At 50.8% G+C, this 21,006-nt stretch carries 19 protein-coding genes and 3 pseudogenes; 20 read left to right on the forward strand and 2 right to left on the reverse strand.

Going from position 1 to position 21,006, the window contains the following annotated elements; all coding sequences use genetic code 11:
• Positions 1-21 precede the first annotated feature (21 nt).
• From BDD26_RS05240 to BDD26_RS05270, 7 genes and pseudogenes are all read left to right on the forward strand, one after another.
• The gene (locus BDD26_RS05240; RefSeq protein WP_115825738.1) at positions 22-909 is read left to right on the forward strand and encodes a ParA family protein; all 888 of its coding nucleotides are present in this window, start codon (positions 22-24) and stop codon (positions 907-909) included.
• The gene (locus BDD26_RS05245; protein ID WP_115825739.1) at positions 906-1,295 is read left to right on the forward strand and encodes a hypothetical protein; all 390 of its coding nucleotides are present in this window, start codon (positions 906-908) and stop codon (positions 1,293-1,295) included. The genes BDD26_RS05240 and BDD26_RS05245 overlap by 4 nt, the downstream gene beginning before the upstream one ends.
• Positions 1,279-2,655, forward strand: coding sequence for an SPI-7-type island replicative DNA helicase (gene dnaB-PI / locus BDD26_RS05250; protein WP_115825740.1), 1,377 nt, complete (start codon positions 1,279-1,281; stop codon positions 2,653-2,655). The genes BDD26_RS05245 and dnaB-PI overlap by 17 nt, the downstream gene beginning before the upstream one ends.
• A 3-nt stretch (positions 2,656-2,658) precedes the next feature.
• Positions 2,659-4,245, forward strand: coding sequence for a ParB family protein (locus BDD26_RS05255; protein ID WP_115827497.1), 1,587 nt, complete (start codon positions 2,659-2,661; stop codon positions 4,243-4,245).
• Between the two features lie 59 nt (positions 4,246-4,304).
• A pseudogene (locus BDD26_RS05260) lies at positions 4,305-4,819 on the forward strand (DUF2857 domain-containing protein).
• Between the two features lies 1 nt (position 4,820).
• Positions 4,821-5,102 carry a ParE family toxin-like protein gene (locus BDD26_RS05265; RefSeq protein ID WP_230585819.1) on the forward strand — a complete coding sequence of 94 codons (282 nt, stop codon included), beginning with the start codon at positions 4,821-4,823 and terminating at the stop codon, positions 5,100-5,102.
• Between the two features lie 100 nt (positions 5,103-5,202).
• Positions 5,203-6,435, forward strand: coding sequence for an STY4528 family pathogenicity island replication protein (locus tag BDD26_RS05270; protein WP_115825741.1), 1,233 nt, complete (start codon positions 5,203-5,205; stop codon positions 6,433-6,435).
• A gap of 193 nt (positions 6,436-6,628) precedes the next feature.
• On the opposite strand, the gene BDD26_RS05275 is transcribed toward BDD26_RS05270, so the two are convergent.
• Positions 6,629-7,270 carry a hypothetical protein gene (locus BDD26_RS05275; RefSeq protein ID WP_038265553.1) on the reverse strand — a complete coding sequence of 214 codons (642 nt, stop codon included), beginning with the start codon at positions 7,268-7,270 and terminating at the stop codon, positions 6,629-6,631.
• 259 nt (positions 7,271-7,529) lie between these two features.
• Between BDD26_RS05275 and BDD26_RS05280 the strand changes: the two are divergent.
• The 6 genes and pseudogenes from BDD26_RS05280 to ssb all read left to right on the forward strand — a co-directional run bounded on the left by BDD26_RS05280 (position 7,530) and on the right by ssb (position 11,809).
• A pseudogene (locus BDD26_RS05280) lies at positions 7,530-8,254 on the forward strand (PFL_4669 family integrating conjugative element protein).
• A 1-nt stretch (position 8,255) separates the two neighbouring features.
• Positions 8,256-10,250: a DNA topoisomerase III gene (locus tag BDD26_RS05285; RefSeq protein ID WP_115825742.1), complete on the forward strand. Its 1,995-nt coding sequence runs from the start codon at positions 8,256-8,258 to the stop codon at positions 10,248-10,250.
• A gap of 92 nt (positions 10,251-10,342) precedes the next feature.
• A complete protein-coding gene (locus BDD26_RS05290; RefSeq protein ID WP_115825743.1) occupies positions 10,343-10,534 on the forward strand; it encodes a hypothetical protein in 192 nt (63 codons plus the stop codon).
• Positions 10,527-10,991, forward strand: coding sequence for an STY4534 family ICE replication protein (locus tag BDD26_RS05295; protein WP_115825744.1), 465 nt, complete (start codon positions 10,527-10,529; stop codon positions 10,989-10,991). Before BDD26_RS05290 ends, BDD26_RS05295 begins: the two co-directional genes overlap by 8 nt.
• A gap of 78 nt (positions 10,992-11,069) precedes the next feature.
• Complete coding sequence (locus BDD26_RS05300; RefSeq protein WP_115825745.1) at positions 11,070-11,279, forward strand: hypothetical protein; 210 nt, start codon at positions 11,070-11,072, stop codon at positions 11,277-11,279.
• Positions 11,280-11,296: 17 nt separating this feature from the next.
• Positions 11,297-11,809 (forward strand): single-stranded DNA-binding protein, encoded by a 513-nt coding sequence (gene ssb / locus BDD26_RS05305; protein WP_115825746.1) that lies wholly within the window; start codon positions 11,297-11,299, stop codon positions 11,807-11,809.
• A gap of 120 nt (positions 11,810-11,929) precedes the next feature.
• On the opposite strand, the gene BDD26_RS05310 is transcribed toward ssb, so the two are convergent.
• Positions 11,930-14,419 (reverse strand): BsuBI/PstI family type II restriction endonuclease, encoded by a 2,490-nt coding sequence (locus BDD26_RS05310; RefSeq protein ID WP_244922664.1) that lies wholly within the window; start codon positions 14,417-14,419, stop codon positions 11,930-11,932.
• 504 nt (positions 14,420-14,923) lie between these two features.
• On the opposite strand from BDD26_RS05310, the gene BDD26_RS05315 reads away from it, so the two are divergent.
• The 7 genes and pseudogenes from BDD26_RS05315 (at position 14,924) to BDD26_RS05345 (ending at position 20,926) form a co-directional block, all read left to right on the forward strand.
• Positions 14,924-15,205 (forward strand): helix-turn-helix domain-containing protein, encoded by a 282-nt coding sequence (locus BDD26_RS05315; RefSeq protein ID WP_115825747.1) that lies wholly within the window; start codon positions 14,924-14,926, stop codon positions 15,203-15,205.
• A gap of 108 nt (positions 15,206-15,313) precedes the next feature.
• Complete coding sequence (pilL2, locus tag BDD26_RS05320; RefSeq protein WP_115825748.1) at positions 15,314-15,844, forward strand: PFGI-1 class ICE element type IV pilus protein PilL2; 531 nt, start codon at positions 15,314-15,316, stop codon at positions 15,842-15,844.
• On the forward strand, positions 15,841-16,539 hold the full coding sequence (locus tag BDD26_RS05325; RefSeq protein WP_115825749.1) for a TIGR03759 family integrating conjugative element protein: 699 nt from the start codon (positions 15,841-15,843) through the stop codon (positions 16,537-16,539). The genes pilL2 and BDD26_RS05325 overlap by 4 nt, the downstream gene beginning before the upstream one ends.
• On the forward strand, positions 16,518-17,057 hold the full coding sequence (locus tag BDD26_RS05330) for an integrating conjugative element protein (RefSeq protein WP_115825750.1): 540 nt from the start codon (positions 16,518-16,520) through the stop codon (positions 17,055-17,057). The genes BDD26_RS05325 and BDD26_RS05330 overlap by 22 nt, the downstream gene beginning before the upstream one ends.
• Positions 17,054-19,117, forward strand: a pseudogene (gene traD, locus BDD26_RS05335) (type IV conjugative transfer system coupling protein TraD). Before BDD26_RS05330 ends, traD begins: the two are co-directional and overlap by 4 nt.
• Before the next feature lie 9 nt (positions 19,118-19,126).
• Positions 19,127-19,885, forward strand: coding sequence for a TIGR03747 family integrating conjugative element membrane protein (locus tag BDD26_RS05340; protein WP_115825751.1), 759 nt, complete (start codon positions 19,127-19,129; stop codon positions 19,883-19,885).
• Positions 19,886-20,071: 186 nt separating this feature from the next.
• A complete protein-coding gene (locus tag BDD26_RS05345) occupies positions 20,072-20,926 on the forward strand; it encodes a hypothetical protein (RefSeq protein ID WP_147299000.1) in 855 nt (284 codons plus the stop codon).
• The last annotated feature ends 80 nt before the right edge of the window (positions 20,927-21,006 follow it).

Below are 21,006 nucleotides of genomic sequence, written 5' to 3' on the forward strand. Positions count from 1 at the left end.
TGAATTTATTGAGTGTGCAAAATGATAATTCTTCCTATAATTTCCCCCAAAGGGGGCGAAGGTAAATCGACCCACGCCGCTAATCTGGCCGGTTTTTTTGCCGATGCCGGTTTACGCGTTCTCCTGATTGATGCGGATTATTCGCAACCCACGTCCAGCAGTATTTTTTCCCTGAGCTATGAAGCGCCCGCTGGTTTATATGAGTTGCTGATGCAGACGGTGGATCTGCGCCAGCCTGAGCAAATCATTTCCCGTTCGGTCATCAAAAACCTCGATATTCTGATCTCCAACGATCCGGATGAACTTCTGCCGACGGCAATGCTGCACGCGCCCGACGGGCGTTTGCGTCTGCGCAATGTCCTGCAACATCCCCTCTTCAGTCAGTACGATATTATTTTCATTGATTCCAAAGGGGCGACCGGCGTGATGAGCGAGCTGGTTGTACTGGCGGCCACGCAGGGCGTTCTGGGGGTTATCAAGCCTATTTTACCCGACGTCCGTGAGTTCCTGCGCGGCACCCTGCGGATGCTGACCCGGCTCCGGCCCTTTGAAAACTACGGTATCCGGCTGCCGGCTATTCAGATACTGGTCAACGGGATTGAAGGAACGAATCTCGACCGGGATACGCTGAGTGAACTGACCGACATTATCGATAACCGACGCTATGACGCTTCCGCACTGGGCGGCAGGCAGGTTTATCAGTTGCTGGAAACCCGGATAGACCTGCTGGATATCTACAAACTGGGGCATGTCCGTGCCCAGCCCGTTCATCGTCTTGAGTATAAAACCACCCGAAAAAGCCCGGCTGCCGCGCAAACCATGCACCGCCTCGCCTGTGAGTTAGTGCCCTTATGGGCGGAAAAATTCGATGCGGTACTGACTGAACAACCGACGGGAGACGCGCAATGAATGTTATCTGGCGGGCGGTCTGTTTTCGTTATGAGCGTGTTGAATTACTGTTCAGTGATGATGAGTGGTTTGTTTTTGTGGATGCGCCGGATCGTGAAACCGCGCAGGCGAAACTTCAGGTCTTATTGCCGGCTATTCTCGACGTTTCCCCGGAAGGGGTAGAGCACTATTATCCCCGCAATGAAGCGGAGCTGCGCAGGCAGGCCATGCGCCCCGATGCGTCTCCGGATTTGGCGTTGCTGGAATGTGGCTGGGAAAATGACCAGCCGCAGTATCTGACCGAAAAAGAAGTGCTGTTCTGGGTTTCTTCCCCTCATCTGCAACAGCGTTTAATCGCTGCCCTGAATGCGCTCAGCAGGGAGGTCGCCGATGAATCTGCCGCATGAACATTTACAGATCATCAGTGAAGAGGTGCCCAGCTATGCGTATGCCGAAGTGGGGGTATTGGGGGGGCTGATACTGGAGAATGAGCGCTGGGATAGCGTTGTCCAGCTATTGGCTGCTGATGATTTTTACTTTCCGGCCCACCGGATCCTGTTTCAGGCCATCGCGGAACTGAGTGAACAAAACTGCCCGTTCGACCTGATCACCCTGACCGATATACTGACCCAACGCGGGCACATCGACCGGGCCGGCGGGTTTGCCTATGTGGCAGAAGTGAGTAAAAACACCCCGAGCGCGGCCAATATTGAGGAATACGCCCGTATTGTGGCGGAAAAAAGCCGGTTACGTCAGTTAATGGCACTGGGGCATTCCCTCAGTGCGGATGTCCTTCAGCCGAACAGCCAGTCAGATACGCTGATTGCGCAGGCGGAAAGCCAGCTGTTTACGCTGGCGGAAAAAGGCACGGCCCGGCAGCAGCAGGAAATGACCCTGTTGCAGGGGGCGGAAAGTCTCATCACCCATCTGGAGCGCATACAGGGCAGTAACGGCATTACCGGGACGGCCACCGGATTTCAGCTTCTCGATGAGAAAACCTGTGGCTTGCAGGCGGGGGACCTGATCCTGCTGGCCGCCCGCCCTTCCATGGGAAAAACCGCACTGGGACTGGCCTGTTGCCTTGGTGCCCTGCGACAGCGGGAGGAGGCCGTAGTACAGATTTTCAGTCTGGAAATGTCAACGGCCCAGCTGATGTTGCGGTTTACCGCCATGGAAGGTGGCGTGTCTCTGAGCGCACTGCGCAACGGGATACTGGATGATGAACAGTGGAGCCGCATCAGCCAGAGTCTGGCGCAGTTCTCCCGCTGGGATCAACGACTGATTATTGATGATTGTAGTTACCAGACACCCGCATTACTGCGGGCCCGTGCCCGCCGCTATACCCGCAAATACGGTCAGCCCGCCCTGATTATGGTGGATTATCTCCAGCTGATGAGTGCGCCCGGACAGGAAAACCGGACGCAGGAGATTGCCGATATTTCCCGCAGCCTGAAAGCGCTGGGCAAAGAGCTGGACTGCCCGGTGCTGGCACTGTCCCAGCTTAACCGGCAGCTTGAAAGCCGCTCTAATAAACGCCCCAATAACGGTGACTTACGGGATTCCGGCTCGCTGGAGCAGGATGCCGACCTGATATTGCACCTTTACCGTGATGAAATCTATCACCCGGATACGCCGGAGGCGGGGATAGCCGAAATCATTATCGGCAAGCAGCGGCAGGGACCGACCGGCACGGTACGGGTGCGGTTTGACGGGCAATATACGCGCTTTTCAGACTTATCAGCAGGCCACTCTGGTGGCGGGAATTAAATGATGACACGGCAAAATCTCAGTCTGGGCAATGCCCTGTTACAACAAGGCCGACAGGCCGTCGCCACTCTCAATGACAACCCGCCGATGGCCGAAATGCCGATGGTTCTGACGCTGGATCAACTGCGTCCCAATCCGGATAACCCCCGTACCGGGCGGAATCCGCGTTACGACGATATCAAAGCCTCCATCAAAGCGCGCGGGCTGGATACGGTACCGAAAGTGACCCGGGATCCGCAGGGTGAGGATGTCTATATTTTCAGCGATGGCGGTAACACCCGCTATCAGGTTTTATCTGAACTGTGGCAGGAAACCGGCGATGCGCGTTTCTACCGCATTCACTGCCTGTTTAAACCGTGGCCGGGCCGTTTGCAGTGTGTCATCGGGCATCTGGCAGAAAATGAACTGCGCGGGGAACTCAGCTTTATTGAAAAGGCACTGGGGGTTCATAAAGCCCGAAGTATTTATGAAGAACAGCAACAGCGAAAAATCCCCATGCGGGAGCTGGCCACCCTGCTGAGTCAGGCGGGATTTCCGGTGAGTGCCAGTCATATCAGCCGGATGGAAGATACCGTGGAATACCTGTATCCGTGGATCCCCAACCTGCTGGGATCGGGGCTGGGGGTTTCACCTGTCCGGACGTTGCTGGCTTTGCGGCAGGATGCGGAGGCTGTCTGGCTGCAACATGTTGTCAGTGCAACATCAGAGCCCGTCTGTTCCTTTGGCGCGATTTTTGGTGCCTGCTGTCGCAAATTTGACGCGCCGGAAACCTGGTCACCGGACATGTTCCGGGATGAACTGATTGGCGATTTATTACAGGCACTGCCGCACCCGCAGCTGAATTATGACCGCTGGATACTGGAACTCGATCCGAAGGAAAGTAACCGCCGGCAACTTTTTGGCGAACAGTCCACGGCGGTTGATGGTGTGCCCGTGCCGGAAGATGCGGAAACGAAAAGAACGGATATACCTGAAACGGATCGGATTCAGTCGCCAGACAGGGGATCGCATCCGCGAATAAGGGTTCAACCTGTTACGGAGGCGGTGTCAGCATCGGAGACAACGCACGCGCCGGTCGATAACATCCCCGTCCCGTCCTGCCGGAACACGCCGGTGATTCCGCCTTATCAACCGGCTGACCAGACTGAACCGGCTCGCCCTGAAGCCGAAACTTTGGCTTTTGCCCGGACCGGTCTGGAGCCGGTCAGTTCGGTCTGGGAAATCTCACCCATGCAGGATGATATTGATCACCTGCAAAACATGGTATTTCGCCTCGCCTTTGAACTGGCAGAAACCCAGCAGTGTGAAAATGCGGTGATGCCGGCATCGGATGTCCAGTCGGTGGGATGGCTGGCTGAACCGCTGTCTGCTCAGCCTTTTGCTCTGCTGCTGTTGTCCCTGAGCGGTGAAATGCCACTGACAGCCGCCCCCCTGACACTGACCGACCTGTTACTGGGGAGCACTTTGCCGGACGGTTTTCCCTTACTGGATGACAGCCAGACGGTGAAGTTTTTACGTCTGATACGCCTTATCCGCCGCCTGCGCGAGCTTCAGCGCAGGATGTCACCTGACAGCCCTGAGGGGTCATGATGCGCGTTTTCCGAATATATTCCTGTCGTTCTGACGGGCCTGATAGTGGGAGGAAGTGTATGAATCATTTATCGCAAGCCACCAATAACCTGCTGATGCAGATGGTGATGGATTTAAAGAACGGGTATATCCGCCGGTGTGAATCGCTGGGCATGACCCCGACGGAAATGCAGATGTTACAAAGCCTGACTATTGAGGATTTGCACTATTTAGGCAACAGCCCGGTATCGGTGCTGACGGTGCATATTCACCACAGCAACCTGGCCCGTATCCTGCATCAGGCCCGGATTGAACAGCAGCGGATGCAGCGCATTGACCGGGCGCTGATGCTGGGCGGTTCGATTGAAATGATGCGGTATTTTTTCGGCTTATCCAGTCTGGAAATCGCAGCGCGCCGGCGGATTGCCGGTATTGCGGTGCGTGCCGGACGGGGGCTGGTGCTGAGCGACTGGATATGATGATGGCGGTGGCAGAGCGTAATGACGTGTCATTAACGTCTGTCTGGAATGCCGTGCGGGAGTGGTATCCCGCCGGGTCAGCGGACACCGGCCCCGCCGTTCGTGAGGGAGCATAAGATGGTGCAGAAAATTGCGGTGTCAGGACGATTAAGGGAACTCATCCCGGGGCTGGGGCTGTATGTCCCGCCGCGGGTGCCGGTGCTGTACTGCCAGAAAGCCTGCCATCAGGTGCGGCGATTCCGGCGGGGCGAGCGGAATTACATCCGGCTGAAAGAAAAGGGCACCGGTTACCTGAAAATCAATATCAGCCTGTCATGGCGGTTGTTAAGCCGTGATGCCGGTCAGCACTGGGAACTGATGCACCACGAGCGCTACAACAATGAAATCCGCAAGGCCTGAATTCTGAAGTGTTGTCATTCTGCATCCGGCCGCGAAGTGAAGACCGGGTGCAGCCCTGAGAATATTTTTTGACGTATTAACCCCGGAGATAAGCAAAACCATGGCCCTGCCCGCAGACAGTTTACTTGCCCATACGATTGATAAAATGAAAAACCGGCTGGCCGCGCGGGCGGACGACGATGTTTCACAACTGCGCAGTGGTCTGCTGTTTATGGGCAACATTCAGGATGCCTATCCCCGGCGTTTGTTGCTGGATAATCGTTTGTCCCCGCTGGATAAAACCGGCTGGATGATGATACGCCTTTATGCGCAGCAAAATGAGGGCGCGGTTTTTCCCAGTTACGATGAATTGCAGGTGTTGCTGGCGTCACCCTATAAAGGGAAAGCGTCCCGTGAAACCGTCAGCCGGGTGTTACTGATGCTGCGAATAACCGGCTGGCTGAGTCTGTGCAAACGGATCCGTGATGACAACGGGCGGGTCAGGGGCAATATCTATGCCCAGCACGATGAACCGCTGACCTGCCGCGATGCGGAAACCTTCGATCCCGGCTGGCTGGAGACGGTTTCTGAAGCCTGTCGCAGTAAAAACAGAACCCTCAGCCAGACCGCCCGGGATGTCCTGACGGAAATCAAAGCTGACCCGCAGATGCGCCATCGCCACAGTCATATCAGTTTGCTGGAAGCAAGGCTGGGGGCCGCGCAGACGCCACAGCAGGCGGTGATGCGTCAGACCCTGAAAACAGCGTCATCCGATGCTGACATTCAGACCGAACGCCGTCAGTCAGTACCGGGTCCGGCTGCCGGACTCAGTCAGCAGGCACCCTCAGAGACACAGAATTCGGAAACCGAACTCAGTCTTAAATCAACAGGTTATAGTCAAACCACTAAACCGAACTGTTATGTACGTTCTTTCACACAGAGTGTGAATAAAAAAACATACGTAGATCAGTCATCCGCTATTTTTCTGCCCGAAGGGCTGTGCCGGCAACTGGAGTCGGACGATGTGACCATGCTGACCAGTCAGTTACAGGCGCTGCCTGCTGAACAGGCGCAAACGGTACTGAGCAGTCTGGATAACGCCCTGCGGACAGGCAGCATCGGCAATCCGGTGGGCTGGCTGCTGACCGTCATGAAACGGGCACGGGAAGGGAAATTATTTGTGCAGCCGGGGCAGACCGGTGTTCCCGCCACGGTGGCAGTCCCCGCAAGACGACCGACTGAGCCTGAACAGCCTGTTTCACGTCCGGTGCAACCAGCTTCACCGGCACATGTCCGCAACGTGGTGAGTGAGATCCGTCAGCAGATGAATCTGGCGAAATACTACCAGAAGTAGTATGTATGAAAAATGTACTGTGTTGGAGGGTCCAACACAGATTAAAAATCATACTGTGTTGGAGGGTCCAACAAAGTGTAAAAAACACACAATATTAACAGGTTCAACAAGCTGGGTAAAAAACTGGCTTTGAAGGGAATAAAAATGTGAATGTTATCTGTTTACATCAGAGCGTTATCAGCATTGCATATCTTCAAGGTAATCCTACGAAGCCAACAGGGAGATTACGTGGAATGTATTCTCTCCATAACACTGCTCCATTTTCCTCCCAGGGGGGAATAGTAGGCTCCAAATTTTTCCAAAACTGTATCTTTCTTTTGACTTGAGGGTGCTCCTTATTTCTGAAGATCCACCTTAATTCACTTGCTGTTACATTTGATTCAGCTCCTGGGTATTCCTTTTTCTTCACGACATATTCCATGTCTATATCATCAAGTATGAAATGAATATGCATATCTTCGGTCAGATTGTTATTCCCTATGGTTATCCATGATAATGAACCCTTACATTTTCTGCCTGATATACGGGATGGATGTTCATTGGGATATGTTAGTGCAGTACGGTATTTGGGATGTTCTGATAGGTGGGAAAGAAAATTTTGAAAATAAGGGAGGTTTTGGGGCAGAGTCATATTATAAAATTGGCGTTGTCCCGTTTTTATTATATCAACCTCCCGTGGAACTACATATTGATCAACTATTGATGCTCGTACATTGTACTGATCTAATCTTATCTCAATACGTAATAATCTAGCATATATCGTCCTTTGAAGTTGTAAACCATATATTAAATCACCAGGTGAAAATTTTTGGGTGAAAGGGGGCTTAAATGGCATTTGTCTTCTCCTTGTAAATTCAGGATGAAACTCAACAGATAATTAAGTCAGGTAGTATTATCCTTTAGACATGAATCCAGAATGGATCATTATCATACAATGTTGGCAGTGCCAATACTGGCTAAAAAGACACCTTTTTTGACAGTGAATAAAACCCATCATTTTTCTCTTTTTTCATAACTGGTTATCTATTGAGTCTTTGTCTCCTCTGCCCTGATAGTTTGACTGACTTATCAAGGCCAAACAGGAGTCGTTGTACATGTCTGATGCAGAAGATAAATCATCATCCCAGTCACATTTACGCGCCGGGGTATTAACCTCTTCATTAACGATTGAACTTCACACCCACTACGCCATCCGCCTCTGGGCAGGGCGTAAAAAAGAAGACATCACCGGCCGCCGTCAATACCCGGACATTATCGGCATGCCGCAGGTAATTAAACGGGCGGGCACCATCAGTGAGGATGCGGCTGCCGATAACCCGTATGCCGACAGCTGGCTGATGAAACTGGAACAGGCCCTGGTGGCGGCCTCGGCCAGCCTTCAGCAGAGTATTGCCACCTTGCAGGAAACACTGAACGCCCTGCCGGCACAGGTGACGTTATCCGCGGTTTCCTCTGTTGAACCGATGAATATCGGGGTCTACAGTCACTCCCCGCTGGGTTACCGCTGTGTCTGGCTGTTGTCGGTTTCGACCAGCTGGCGATGAAAACCTTTCAGGAGTTTCATTACGGTTTTATTTCTCGTTCAGAGCGGGATGCGTTGCTGCATAACGGCAGTCGGGTGATCCGCCAGATTTATGGTCTGGTGCGTTCTTACCGCCCTCTGAAGGTGACCCGTGCGGATATTGAGGAAAAAACGCCGGCAGGCCTTGAAGCCATTAAATGGCTGGGCGAACCGGACCCCGATATTCTGTCGGGCCGGCTGCGTTCTGATTTTTCACCCCCCCTGCGCACGGTGGCTCAGGATGCAGGGAGGGGGTGATATGCCACTTTATTTATGTGAAAAGCCCTCTCAGGCCAGAGATATCGCCCGGGTGCTGGGTGTGAAACAGCGAGGGCAGGGTTATCTCTTTGGCGGCAGTATTACAGTCACCTGGGCTATCGGGCATTTACTGGAAATGGCCGCACCGGAGCACTATGGTGAACAATTCGGCCCGCCGTGGCGCATGGAACCCCTGCCGGTACTGCCTGTGCAGTGGCAATGGACAGTGAAGAAAGAGACTGCCGATCAGTTTGCTGTGATCAGACAGTTACTGAAACAGGCCAACGAAGTGATTATCGCCACCGATGCCGACCGTGAAGGGGAAGTGATCGCCCGTGAACTGCTGGAATTCTGCCGTTTCACCGGTCCCGTCAGGCGGCTGTGGCTGTCTGCACTGGATGAAACCAGTATCCGGCAGGCTCTGGCCGCGTTATTACCGGGGAAACAAACGGAACCGCTTTATCAGGCCGGGCTGGGTCGGGTACGTGCTGACTGGCTGATGGGCATCAATCTGACCCGCCTGTATACCCTGAAAGCACAGGCACAGGGATTTGGTGAAGTGTTATCCATCGGACGGGTTCAGACGCCGACACTGGCGCTGGTCGTAAACCGCGATAATGCTATCGGCCGGTTTGAACCCAAGCCTTACTGGCAGGTGATGACCACATTACAAAAAGAGAATATGACCTTTCGGGCCAAGTGGCTGCCCGCCCCCGATGCGTGTGATGAAGAAAAACGCTGTAGTCGGGAGGATATCGCACATCGTGTGGTCAGAGCCTGCCAACAGACACAACATGCTGTGGTGACAGAACTCACCCGGAAACGGGAGAAAACCCCGCCGCCGCTTTGTTTTGATTTGGGGACACTCCAGCAGGTGGCTTCCCGCCAGTGGGGCATGGGGGCCGGTCAGGTGCTGACGATTGCCCAGTCGCTGTATGAAACCCATAAAGCGACCACCTATCCGCGCACGGATTGTGGTTATCTGCCGGTTTCCATGCGGGCAGATATTCCGGCGGTTTTTACCGCACTGACCCGTACCGACCCGGCGATGAGCGGCATTATCAGCCAACTGGATGCCAGCCTGCTTTCCCGTGTCTGGAATGACAGCCAAATCACCGCACACCATGCCATTATTCCGACCCGCCACACGTTTGATATGACAAAACTGACGGCAGACGAATTAAAAGTCTATCAGTTGATCCGCCAGTATTATCTGGCGCAGTTTCTGCCTGCGCAGGAAACGGATGTGACTAACGTGACATTGAATATCGGCGGTCAGTTATTTCAGGCGAAAGGGCGGGTGGGTGTGGTCACAGGCTGGAAGGCCTTGTTTGCCGATGAAAAACAGGTGCAGGAGCAGGACGACAATACCGCTCTGCCTGCATTGAAAAAAGAGGAAATCTGCCCGGTACTCCGTGCAGAAATACAGCCCCGGCAAACCCGGCCGCCTGCGCCTTTTACCGAAGGTACGCTGATTGCCGCCATGAAAAATGCCGCTGCGTTTATCCACGATCCGAAGCTTAAAAAAGTGCTGCGGGAAAATGCCGGGCTGGGCACGGAGGCTACCCGGGCAGGTATCATTGAAGCCCTGTTTAAACGTCAGCTGCTGGCGCGAAAAAAGAAAAACCTGCATGCAACGCAGCTGGCGCAGGAGCTGATTGCCGGGCTGCCGGACGTCCTGACCCATCCGGGCATGACGGCACTCTGGGAACAGTCACTGGACGACATTGCCCGGGGCCGGGCCACACTGGATGGCTTTATGCAGAAACAGGCGCAATGGCTGGTGCATTTAGTGGAAAAGGGCAAAACACAGCCGATCCGGTTTACCCTGCCGAAAACCCCGGCGTGCCCGCGCTGTGGCGGCCCGATGCAAAAACGGGCGGGAAAAACAACCCCGTTCTGGGGCTGCACCCGCTATCCGGCATGCAAAGGGATGCTGAACGCTAACGCGGTGACCGGCTCCCGAAAAACCCGGCGGGGAAATTCGCCGGACTGAAAATGGGATTAAGGATTGACCGCACGGACTGGTGCTTTAAAAATCATGCTGTTTTAGCCGAAAACTCCCGTAGCCTGAAAGGGAGCGCATGATTGCGGTACATCTGCCCACCTTTGAAAGCAGATATTGTCAGTCCAGTGGCAGTGAAGGTTTTTTATTCTTTATCAGCACGTCAACAACGTATGCGTCTGACGCCCGGCGGGAAAAATCATTCCCGTCAGGGAACCGGATTTTCTCCGTCATCCCTTATTTTTTTACCTCCATGGAGAACATCGAATGTCTGAGAACACCGCATCCTTAACCAAAAACGACTATTTCAACCTGAATATTAAAGGACTGGGTTACCTGCATAATATCCGCCATGTCAGCACCGCCAGCGGGACGTTCCTGAGCTGTGTGATCAATGCGCTGAACGGGCCGGGTGATAGCCCGGTCTATGTGCGTTTTGATATCACCGTGGTCGGCAAGGAGGCGACCAGTCTGATCGGTCGTTGCCAGAAATCTGTAGACGAGGACAAAAAAGTGTTGCTGGGCTTCACCTTAAGCAATCCCTCCACCGATATTTTTACCCTGAAACGCGGAGATCATGCCGGTGAACAGCGCGTCAGCCTGAAAGCCCGTCTGATCAAGGTTGACTGGATTAAAATCGGTCAGGAGAAAGTGTATCAGGCCGAACAATCCGACTCGATGCCGCCTCAGAACGGCATCACGCAAAAAGAATATGCAGAGAACTCTTTCTGATATTCCTTTGTTATTCCGCTGACCTGCCCTGAGTTTTCAGGGCAGTCCCTTTATTATCAAAGACAACAGGATACCACTATGAATGTTGCACCGATTGGGGTTCTGGCCCTGCAATATTGCCATAAACAATTACCGTTAATCGTTTTGCGCCGCCGTGCGGGGTTTTATATCGGCACGATGGATGGAGGTACTCTCTGCTCCCGTGAGTCGGTAGAATATTTTGTCCGACGTGAGCAGGCGGAATTTGCCCTGAAACAGGGACAATGGACACAACGTCAGTCAGTTTAACCGATAAGGAAATGGGTATGTCTTCACGCGGAATCAACAAAGTGATTTTAGTCGGCTATCTGGGGCAGGAGCCGGAAATCCGTTACCTGCCTGCCGGTGGCACAGTGGCAACGCTTTCTCTGGCCACCTCAGACAGCTGGCGGGATAAACAAACCGGTGAAGTCCGGGAGAAAACCGAATGGCACCGGGTGGTAATCTTCGGCAAGTTAGCAGAAATTGCCGAAGAATATTTGCAGAAAGGGGCACAGGTCTATATTGAAGGCCAGCTGAAAACCCGCAAATGGCAGGATAACCAGGGCCAGGATCGCTATTCAACGGAAGTGGTAGTGAATGTGAATGGTTCGATGCAGATGTTGGGAAGTCGTGGGGATTCGAAGCACGCGGCATCTCAGCAGGCTGGGCATAAGCCGGCACAGAAGCAGCCATCAGCTCAACCTGTTAATCAGGAAAGAAAAAAAACACAGCCAGTACAGGTCTCAGTGTTACCGGAAAAGGATGACACCGACTGGGATTCGGAAATTCCGTTCTGAACGGTGTTTTCTTCATTAACGTATTGCCCTGTTATCACAGGGCTTCTTAAACTGGCTAAAGCCATAAAAATGGAGTCGATGTTCGGGTTCCATTAATCATTGTATGATTAGTTCGTTTGCTTAAGTGTGTGGGCCAAGGAATCGATCGCCATTCAAATGTATCATGTGAGTCGGAGCATCAGCGACCCAAACCTCCGTTTCCCACGATAGATCCATAAGATACTTTGCCATCGTTTTACGGTCAGGGAATGCGGTGACATATACCAATCCGGGTTTAGAATTTGCAAATAATTTTGCTAATTCGCCGTGGCGTTTTCCATCAACTGGACCATGAGATGTGACAGACTCGATTAACAGTAACCAATTACGCTCTTTCCAATAAAGAACAACATCAGGCAATTTTCCTTTACGGTCAACAATGACGCCCAACTCAGCAAGTCGCTCCTTACGGAAATGAGCTTCTTTCGCACCGGTATCTCCGATATATATAACTTCGGCTTCTGGGGCGAAGCGAGGTCCAAACTCAACAATGATATCCTTGATCAGCTGGCTATGGGCTCCAGGGCTTAAGATTAAATCCGTACCATCGTTCAGCTTTAGAGGGATCATTTCCATTTTTCTCGCCATAGCATATTGTTCAACCAAGGTGGAAATATTGTCCATATGCTCCTTAATTGATATATCCCATTCAGGAGTACCGTAAGTTAACAGTACAGCGTGTAATTCAGATGCTAATTGATAACAGGATTTAGGTGAGTTAACAGCCCGATCAGGTTCATCAGGATTGTATAAAGCGATTCCGCCATCACAGAATTGGTGAAGTGTTTGTCGGCGGAAAGTTTCACGTGTGTTCGGCGCATATTCTTTGCCGTATACATCTCTGCACCAATCCATGATCGGAGTAACACCTAACATAGGCCTTCGTATTTTTTCCCAACTCCCATCAGGATGAAGGTCAAGTAGCGCGAGTAAGGTCAGAGCTGAACGTTCATTTATTTGAGCACGAGGCATTCCCAGTAAGCGCAATATTTCAAGAGATTGCTCGATTTTTTCTTGCGCTTTAAGTGGATCAGTAGTTTTTCCTTCTGTCATCAAGTCTAACTCCCTATTAATGATTTCATCAATGTGGTTACTATTAAGAATTTCATCGCCCACCTCACGGCCCATTTTCCGTAAAACTTTCAGTGAAGGATAGTGAATTGATCTCAAATCTGTGGCATTTACTTGGGTATGCCCCCCAAATTGGCGGTAGTATTTGTCCAGTAAAGTGCAATTCAAATAGGCATAAAGCCCACGTGCAAGATCTGCATCCATACCAGTTTTTTTAATATGGAAAACGTTGGTTTTATTTTCAAAACCGATCAAATCACCCGGAAGGGATGAATCATACAATGTAGCCATGATTCGCTTTTTTTCATCCTTGCTACTAAACCTTTTTATAATCAAGAAGTAACCTTCATTCTTCCAAAGCCATGGCCGCGATGAATCGGAGACCCTTATAGCATTTGGTTTTTTCCCGTCGAGAGGCCAATGAACTTTCCCATTTAAATGCTGGGGGAAAATAAGCGGCACTGATTCAGAGTCCAAATTTTCGCGGAGGTCGTCTCGAAGTCGGAAGTTGACTACCGGCCCTGTGCTAACCTGAATTTTTAGATCATCTAAAGTTGATGTGAAAGGTGACAATCTTTCAATAATATGTTGTTCTCTTGGGCTTGCTGCGATATGAATGAATTTTTGTTTATCCGCAGGATTTACTATCTTGTCGATGGAAACCTTACGTTGAGTCATATCCGTTGCTGTTATTTGCCCAGTCTCTTCATCAAGATGAAAATCGGATGTTGGGCTTGAAGTGATTGTTACTTCACCCTGTGAAACACCTTTGATACAGTGAATGATAATATTTTCTTGAAGAACTTTATCTTCTGCAAAAGCAGTATTACGAGAGTCAAAAATATGGATGTGCTTGATGGACGTTTCTGAAAGTAGTTGTTCACGGAAAGGTTGATAATACGGGCCATTACAGAAAGACCGTGGAATGATTGCCACCAACTCGCCCCTCTGCCTCAACTGTTTTAAAGCTAAGGCAACGAATCCTGAGTATAAATTAACCGTTTCTATGCCTGCATTGCTCAGCGAAATTCGATGAGCGCTGGAAGATAGAATTTTTTTGTATGGCGGGTTCATAATTACATGACTATACGTTTCAATCTCTTCACTATTGGAAAGGTTTTTCACGAATAGACTTGTATCAATAATGTAGTCTGTTTTGTTAACCTTATATGAAAAATTTTTCCCAAACTCCTTACTACAGGCTTCCAGTGTTTTATCTAGGAACGGTAACATCACATCTTCGATGTCGTAGACATCAAGCTCTACTCTTTCGACTCCCAGGCTCAACGCTCGATCGATAAATGCAGCAGAAAGCGACCCCACGCCACAGCCGGGGTCAAGTAGCTTTACGTTACTCTTGATGTTGTCGAATAGACTTGCCAAGAACAAACAAATTGGTGCAGGGGTCATAAATTGACCGAGCGCTGATTTGGTCTTAGGATTGAGCAGCTTATTCGCTTCTTTTCTGTTTTGTTCAGCCAATTTCAACAGGCGCATCATATTCCTACCTAGTTACAAAAGTTCAAAACTACAAATTGTTCTTTCCCAGAGATGATCCCGAGAGTCAACACGCTTCACTGGATGGCAATGTTACTACAAATAGATAATAGAAGAAGATTGATCTGACCCAAGATTAGACACAACGCTTAATTAGTAATGTCCTCTTTTGGTTGTGAGTTCAATTGGCTCATGCAACTTAAGTGTTTTATTTAAACAGCACCAGTCATTCAAATAATTCAATTTACTTGTAAAACTTACACGTTCAATTATTGAATTAGATAACGTAATTCGTTAAAGTAGAAATGCTATCGGCAAAATCCGATAGTCAGGGATTAGCAACCCTGAGAAACACTCCACTGGTAGGATATTTCTACCAGTGTGTCTGCTATCACCCTTTCAATGGTGGTTCAGGCAGGGGAGACTCACGTCTCGCCGGTCGAGTGTTTCCGGTATTGCTAACCCTGTCTGAACTACCACCAATAATCTACAGAAAGGGAAGCAGGTATGACTATGACTCACACTCAGAAAGACTGGCACCCAGCCGAAATTATTTGTGCATTACGCAAACGTGGTACAACCCTCGCCGCCGTCTCCCGCGAAGCCGGATTAAGCTCCTCAACCCTTGCCAATACCCTGTCACGCGCCTGGCCAAAAGGGGAATGGATCATTGCAAATACCCTTGAGATCCATCCTTCCGAAATTTGGCCAAGTCGTTATTTTGATCAGGAAGGGAAATTGATTGAACGTACAACACGCAAGACGGTGTCAGTAAAAATCGCAGAATAATAAGTGATAAGATTTTTATTTCCTAAAAGGCAGTTTCAGTTGTTGATTGAATAAATCCTGTTATTTCCTGCACATTGAGGCTTTTATTGCCGGGCAGGAATAACAGGAATGAGAATAACCCTATTAATGGGCATATTGGCCACTCTCCTGACGGGATGTCATTCCCCGTCCAAACAACCCCAACCCATCTCCGAACAGGTGGTTTCTGCAACGCAGGTCACGCGCACTATTCAGCCTGTTCCTTCTGATATTTATCAATCCACGCCGGAAGTTATTCGTCATGACCGATATCTGTTGATCAGTATCGACCCGACAGCCGCACAGCGTGACCCGCTTTCCCAGTTGATTGAGGTGCGTCTCCCTGCTTCCCAGAAGCCTACGGTGGGCGATGCCCTGCGTGATGTCTTGCGCCAGTCGGGCTATACCTTGTGTGCACCTGAAAAAACCAATGACATTTTATATCGTCAGCCGTTGCCGTCCGTGCACCATCAGTTCGGCCCTGTCCGGCTGCATACGGCTTTGCAGCTTATGGCAGGCCCGGCCTGGCAACTGGACGTGGATGCGGTACAACGTCAGGTTTGTCACCATCTGCGACCGGGTTATCAGCTCCCACAGCCCCCACAAGGAAAGCAGCCATGAAATGGTCTCAAAGGGGGCTGATGGTGTGGGTCGTACTCGGCAACCCGGCATGGGCAGATGCACCGACACCTTTAACGTCACAGCAGACGCAAACGGTGGAAAGCCAACCGCAAACGTTGAAAACACCAGCCGGGCAATGGGGACTGAAGGCAGATGAATACCAGCGTTATCAGCATCTGATGATGGGGCCAAGAGGAATTCAATCGCCGGGACTTGATCCGCTGACAACCTTGGGCATTGAGGCTGAAAATGAGGCCGAACGCCGTCGTTATGCTGAACAGTGGGTCAAAACAGAATTCGCTCGCACTGAAAAAGAACTGCGCTTTCAGCGAGAAGTGAATGCGGCCTGGCAGCGGCTGTTTCCTGATGTTCTGCCCGTTAACATGGAAAAATCACGGGAGATAAACGGCCGTCTGGCCCTGTTTGTCAAAGCGAAAGATTGCCTGTCGTGTGAAACCTGCTTGGCTGAAGTGTTGGCTGCGAAGCAATCTGTTGATATCTATCTGGTCGACAGTCAGGGGAATGATAGCTTGTTGCGGCAATGGGCCAAAAAACATCAGATCCCCGTTGAGTGGGTACGCAGCCGACAAATCACCCTGAATCATGATGCGGGGTACTGGTTCCGGTTTGGCAAGGGTCGGATGCCGGTCTTGTTGCGGCAGGGAGAGCAGGGATGGCAGATCACCTCATTATGAAACCGCTGAACTTATTCCCCGTTGTGGGTTTATTATGGATGACAGCTTGCCATGCCGAACTGAATGTCATTGCCGATTTAGGCGGCAAAGATGCCTCGCCCTTTTATGACAGCATTAATGCCGAACAACATGATGCGTCTCTACCATCGGCACCGTCTTTTTCTCCCGAAGTAATAGGTGAATCTGTCATGTTGCCTGTCAGCACACCGGAACTGTCACCGGGGAAAGTCGCCAGCAGATCACTGCAATTGCCGGGGATTGGCGCTCTGTTTCTGATTGGGGATGATCCGGACTCACGCCAGTGGTTAAGCCAATATGCGGCCACATTGATGAAACTGAATGCCGTGGGTCTGGTCGTCAATGTCAGGGAAATGGCGGGTTTACAGGCATTGCGCGCATTAGCCCCGGGGTTACTGCTGTCACCGGCTTCCGGCACCGAACTGGCCCGTCGGTTGCAGTTGCAACATTATCCGGTGTTAATTACCGACACCCAGCTTGCTCAGCAGTTATCACCATGAACCGCCGTTATGTGGTTGAAGCCTTGCTGCGTCCGGCCGTTGAACTGAATACGGCGCTGGTCGCCGCCGTTGCGGCATTTGTCTGTATCCGGGCTCCCTAGGCCATTGCACTGACACCTTCAGTCAGTTACGTGATGGCGGGCAGTTTTGCCGCACTGGCGATAGTGCGCACCTGGCAGGGCATTCAGGTCATCCGCTATCGCAGAAACCTACGCCGCCTGCCGCGTTACCTGATGAGTACAAAGCACATTCCTGTCAGTCACCGGCGATTGTTTTTGGGGCGGGGATTTCGCTGGCAGCAGAAGCATACCCAGCGTTTGCAGGATACACGACGACCGGAAGTGGAACGATTCGTGCAGCCGCCCCGGGTTTATCAGTTTGCCCGCGAACTGGAACGCCGAACTGAATACCGCTGGCCGACATTATCTGCGCTGTTGCGCAAGGATTCGTTGTTTAATCCGGTGCGCCCGCTGCCCCCGGTGGGCGGCAATCCGGCACTCCACGGCATTGAGCCACAGGAAGCGGACGTGTTTATGGACTTGCGCGAACGGGTTGGGCACACCTTGGTGATGGGGACAACCCGGGTAGGAAAAACCCGGTTGGCTGAACTACTGATAACGCAGGATATCCGACGCGGCGAGGTGGTGATTGTGTTTGATCCCAAAGGCGACGCTGATTTGTTAAGGCGCATCTGGGCAGAGGCGCACCGGGCAGGGCGTGGTCATGAACTGTCCCTCTTTCATTTGGGCTGGCCGGAAATCTCTGCCCGTTATAATGCCGTCGGGCGGTTCGGCCGGGTATCCGAGGTGGCCTCCCGTCTGGCGGGGCAGCTCAGCGGCGAAGGCAACAGTGCTGCGTTTCGTGAATTTGCCTGGCGGTTTGTCAATATTGTCGCCCGTGCACTGGTGGCACTGGGGTACCGGCCGGATTACCAGCTGATTACCCGCTACGTCAATAATATCAGTGAATTGTATCAGCGTTATGCCACTAGAGTGATGGAAGAGAGGCAACCGGAACTGCTGGCGCAAATCAATCACTCTCTCAGCAAACTGAAAGAAAAAGACATTCCGCGCAATATGCAGGGGCAGCCCGATGCCCTCCGGCTCTGGGCCATGGAAATGACGTTGAGTTCTGAGGCGGGCAAACAGCTCTATGACCCCATTCTGGACGGGCTGCGTTCTGCCGTGCGATATGACCGTACTTATTTTGACAAAATTGTCGCATCCTTATTGCCGTTGCTGGAAAAACTGACTACCGGCAAAATCGCAGAATTATTATCACCGGATTACCTCAATATGACTGACTTGCGACCCATTTTCGACTGGGAGCAGGTGATCCGCAAAAACGGGATTGTTTATATCGGGCTGGATGCGCTGTCTGACAGCGATGTGGCCTCCGCCGTGGGCAACAGCATGTTTGCCGATCTGGTCAGTGTCGCGGGGCAGATTTACAAATATGGTATGAACGCGGGGTTACCGGTTCGCCATGACGGCAAGCTGGCGATTAACCTGCATTGCGACGAATTCAATGAATTGATGGGCGATGAATTTATTCCGCTCATTAACAAAGGCGGCGGTGCGGGCATGCAGGTCACGGCGTACACCCAAACCTCTTCTGATATCGAAGCCCGTACCGGCAGCCCGGCCAAAACCGCACAAGTGGTGGGGAACTTCAATACCCTGATTATGTTGCGGGTACGGGATAACCGGACGGCGGAGCTACTCACCAGTCAGCTGCCGGAAGTGGAAATCTACAGCAAGACACTGGTATCGGGGCATTCTGATATTGCCGATGTTGAACAGGGGCAGGATTTTACCTCGTCCACTCAGGACAGGGTCGGCACCGTCAAAACCCCGCTGGTGACGCCGGCGGAGATGATTAACCTGCCGAAAGGGCAGGCATTTGCACTGCTGGAAGGCGGGCAGTTGTGGAAAATCCGCATGCCGTTGCCCACAGGCGATGACGATGATGCCCTGATGCCGGCCAGTTTGCAGCACATTGCCGAACAGATGCGCCGGCACTACCGCACCAGTGAAAACTGGTGGGAAGAGAAGGGGTAGTTTCCGGTTATGGCACAGTCAGAAAAACAATCCCGCCAACCTTCCCAACTGCCCCGCAAGTATGGCCTGCTTTATCGTCTGTTATGGGAATGGCCGTGGCAACTCATTGGGTTTATTGTGATGTCCTGGCTATTCAGCCTGTTACTGGAATATCTCGGTATGGCTTTTTTCTGGCTGGAAGAGGGTGCGACTCACAGTCAGAATATGATGAAAATTGAACTTAAATTTTTATCCACGGAATTTACCCGAAGCCTGTTGTTGGCTGAGCCTTCACAAACCGTTTCGGCAGGGTTGGCGCAAACCTATAACTGGTTGTTTGTAGACAGTGGTTTTATGAGCTGGGTTCAGGGACAGTCGCAATACCAGTTCAATAGTCGTAATGATTTTATGCGTGAATTCAATACGGTATTACAGGGTATATCGGGGCATTTGCGGGAGTATTGGCTGGCCACGGTGTTTATCACGATGGTGACGTTGACCCGGCTGGTAATTTTGTTGTTATCCGTCCCCTTGTTTGTGATGGTGGTGATAGTTGCACTGGTTGATGGGCTGGGGCGGCGGGACTTACGACGTTACGGAGCCGGGTATGAATCGAGTTTTGTTTATCACCATGCCAAACGAGGGATTAAACCGGCCTGCACCATTCCTTGTGTGCTGTATTTATCGTGGCCGGGTGTGGTGTATCCTACGGTGATATTGTTGCCAGCAGCGCTACTTTTAGGTATGGCAGTGGTGATCACCACATCGATGTTTAAGAAATACCTTTAAGTGCGCTGGGCAATGGAGTGCAAAACGTTTTTTGTTTTGTACTCCATTGCTAGCAGACAAGCCGCACAGCGGCGCGTCAGTTTGCAACAGATATTAGTTTTTGTGATAAAGAAGATATCAACAAAAATGAAAAAATATTTAAATCTTATGGATGGCTTTTATTAGGAAAGATTTTTGGAAATGGATATGAAAAAACCGAAGAATATATATGTCGTGACATACTCTGAGACCGGGACTGATGGATGGGCATATGGAAGACCTTCTGGTATTCAACCCTGGCAATGGCCAAGAAGCCGGGTTAACGGTGTACCAATGGCACATATTTTTACCGTGAAAATTCCTGCTGAATATAATGTGAGAAGTTCTGATGTAGAATATTTATCTGTTTTTCAGGGCGATGATTTTGAAGATGACGATAAAGAAGGTGTAAATGAGTTTTTAGAGGAAGGAGGAGAAGCTTTAGGCGATGACGCTTTTTGGCAGGAATTGATCCTATACCGTAACAATAGGCATCTGCGTGAAGTGTATCAGGTTGACGATATAGGTGGAAGTTGGTGTTTTATTTATCTGACCGAAGAGGAATGTTCGGGAAAACAGTGCGAATTACCCAGTAAAGATTGCATGCCTGTTGATTATGAATCAATGCATGAAACCCATTGTTTCTCCTCTGATCAGCCAGCAAAATATTTCAGTTTAGTACCACAGTCTGATGATCCTAATGTAGGAATAAAGCCAGAAGAATATCCGGATTGGTTAGATGCTATTGAAGATACAGAAGCTATTGATAGCTTGAAAGTAGAAGATATTCAGGGGTATATACCGATATTTCATGGAGTCAGTGGGAAACTGAATCTTAATTTAGATAAGTATTTTTATGATCACCATTTTGGTGGGACTGCACACCCAGCGCAATCTATTCCGGATGACTTGAGCGAGTTTTATTTTGAATTTGATGAAAGTCTGGGTGATCCCAATCTAGGCGGGGATGGTGTAGCTCAAATAGATTTGTTAACGAATAAAATTCATTGGGCCTGTGCTTAACAGTAATTATGTCAGTTACTATTTGAATATATGATTAACCCAGTGGCGGTCTTTATCATTAAAAACTAAGATTTGATGTG

The sequence above is a fragment of the Xenorhabdus cabanillasii genome, from assembly GCF_003386665.1.
In the GTDB taxonomy this organism is placed as follows: domain Bacteria; phylum Pseudomonadota; class Gammaproteobacteria; order Enterobacterales; family Enterobacteriaceae; genus Xenorhabdus; species Xenorhabdus cabanillasii.

Bases quoted from the DNA above. Each gene is read 5' to 3' on its own strand.
- BDD26_RS05240 (WP_115825738.1), top strand. From the start codon at position 22: ATGATAATTCTTCCTATAATTTCCCCCAAAGGGGGCGAAGGTAAATCG.
- BDD26_RS05245 (WP_115825739.1), top strand. From the start codon at position 906: ATGAATGTTATCTGGCGGGCGGTCTGTTTTCGTTATGAGCGTGTTGAA.
- dnaB-PI (WP_115825740.1), top strand. From the start codon at position 1,279: ATGAATCTGCCGCATGAACATTTACAGATCATCAGTGAAGAGGTGCCC.
- BDD26_RS05255 (WP_115827497.1), top strand. From the start codon at position 2,659: ATGACACGGCAAAATCTCAGTCTGGGCAATGCCCTGTTACAACAAGGC.
- BDD26_RS05265 (WP_230585819.1), top strand. From the start codon at position 4,821: ATGGTGCAGAAAATTGCGGTGTCAGGACGATTAAGGGAACTCATCCCG.
- BDD26_RS05270 (WP_115825741.1), top strand. From the start codon at position 5,203: ATGGCCCTGCCCGCAGACAGTTTACTTGCCCATACGATTGATAAAATG.
- BDD26_RS05275 (WP_038265553.1), bottom strand. From the start codon at position 7,270: ATGCCATTTAAGCCCCCTTTCACCCAAAAATTTTCACCTGGTGATTTA.
- BDD26_RS05285 (WP_115825742.1), top strand. From the start codon at position 8,256: ATGCCACTTTATTTATGTGAAAAGCCCTCTCAGGCCAGAGATATCGCC.
- BDD26_RS05295 (WP_115825744.1), top strand. From the start codon at position 10,527: ATGTCTGAGAACACCGCATCCTTAACCAAAAACGACTATTTCAACCTG.
- BDD26_RS05300 (WP_115825745.1), top strand. From the start codon at position 11,070: ATGAATGTTGCACCGATTGGGGTTCTGGCCCTGCAATATTGCCATAAA.
- ssb (WP_115825746.1), top strand. From the start codon at position 11,297: ATGTCTTCACGCGGAATCAACAAAGTGATTTTAGTCGGCTATCTGGGG.
- BDD26_RS05310 (WP_244922664.1), bottom strand. From the start codon at position 14,419: ATGATGCGCCTGTTGAAATTGGCTGAACAAAACAGAAAAGAAGCGAAT.
- BDD26_RS05315 (WP_115825747.1), top strand. From the start codon at position 14,924: ATGACTATGACTCACACTCAGAAAGACTGGCACCCAGCCGAAATTATT.
- pilL2 (WP_115825748.1), top strand. From the start codon at position 15,314: ATGAGAATAACCCTATTAATGGGCATATTGGCCACTCTCCTGACGGGA.
- BDD26_RS05325 (WP_115825749.1), top strand. From the start codon at position 15,841: ATGAAATGGTCTCAAAGGGGGCTGATGGTGTGGGTCGTACTCGGCAAC.
- BDD26_RS05330 (WP_115825750.1), top strand. From the start codon at position 16,518: ATGGCAGATCACCTCATTATGAAACCGCTGAACTTATTCCCCGTTGTG.
- BDD26_RS05340 (WP_115825751.1), top strand. From the start codon at position 19,127: ATGGCACAGTCAGAAAAACAATCCCGCCAACCTTCCCAACTGCCCCGC.
- BDD26_RS05345 (WP_147299000.1), top strand. From the start codon at position 20,072: ATGAAAAAACCGAAGAATATATATGTCGTGACATACTCTGAGACCGGG.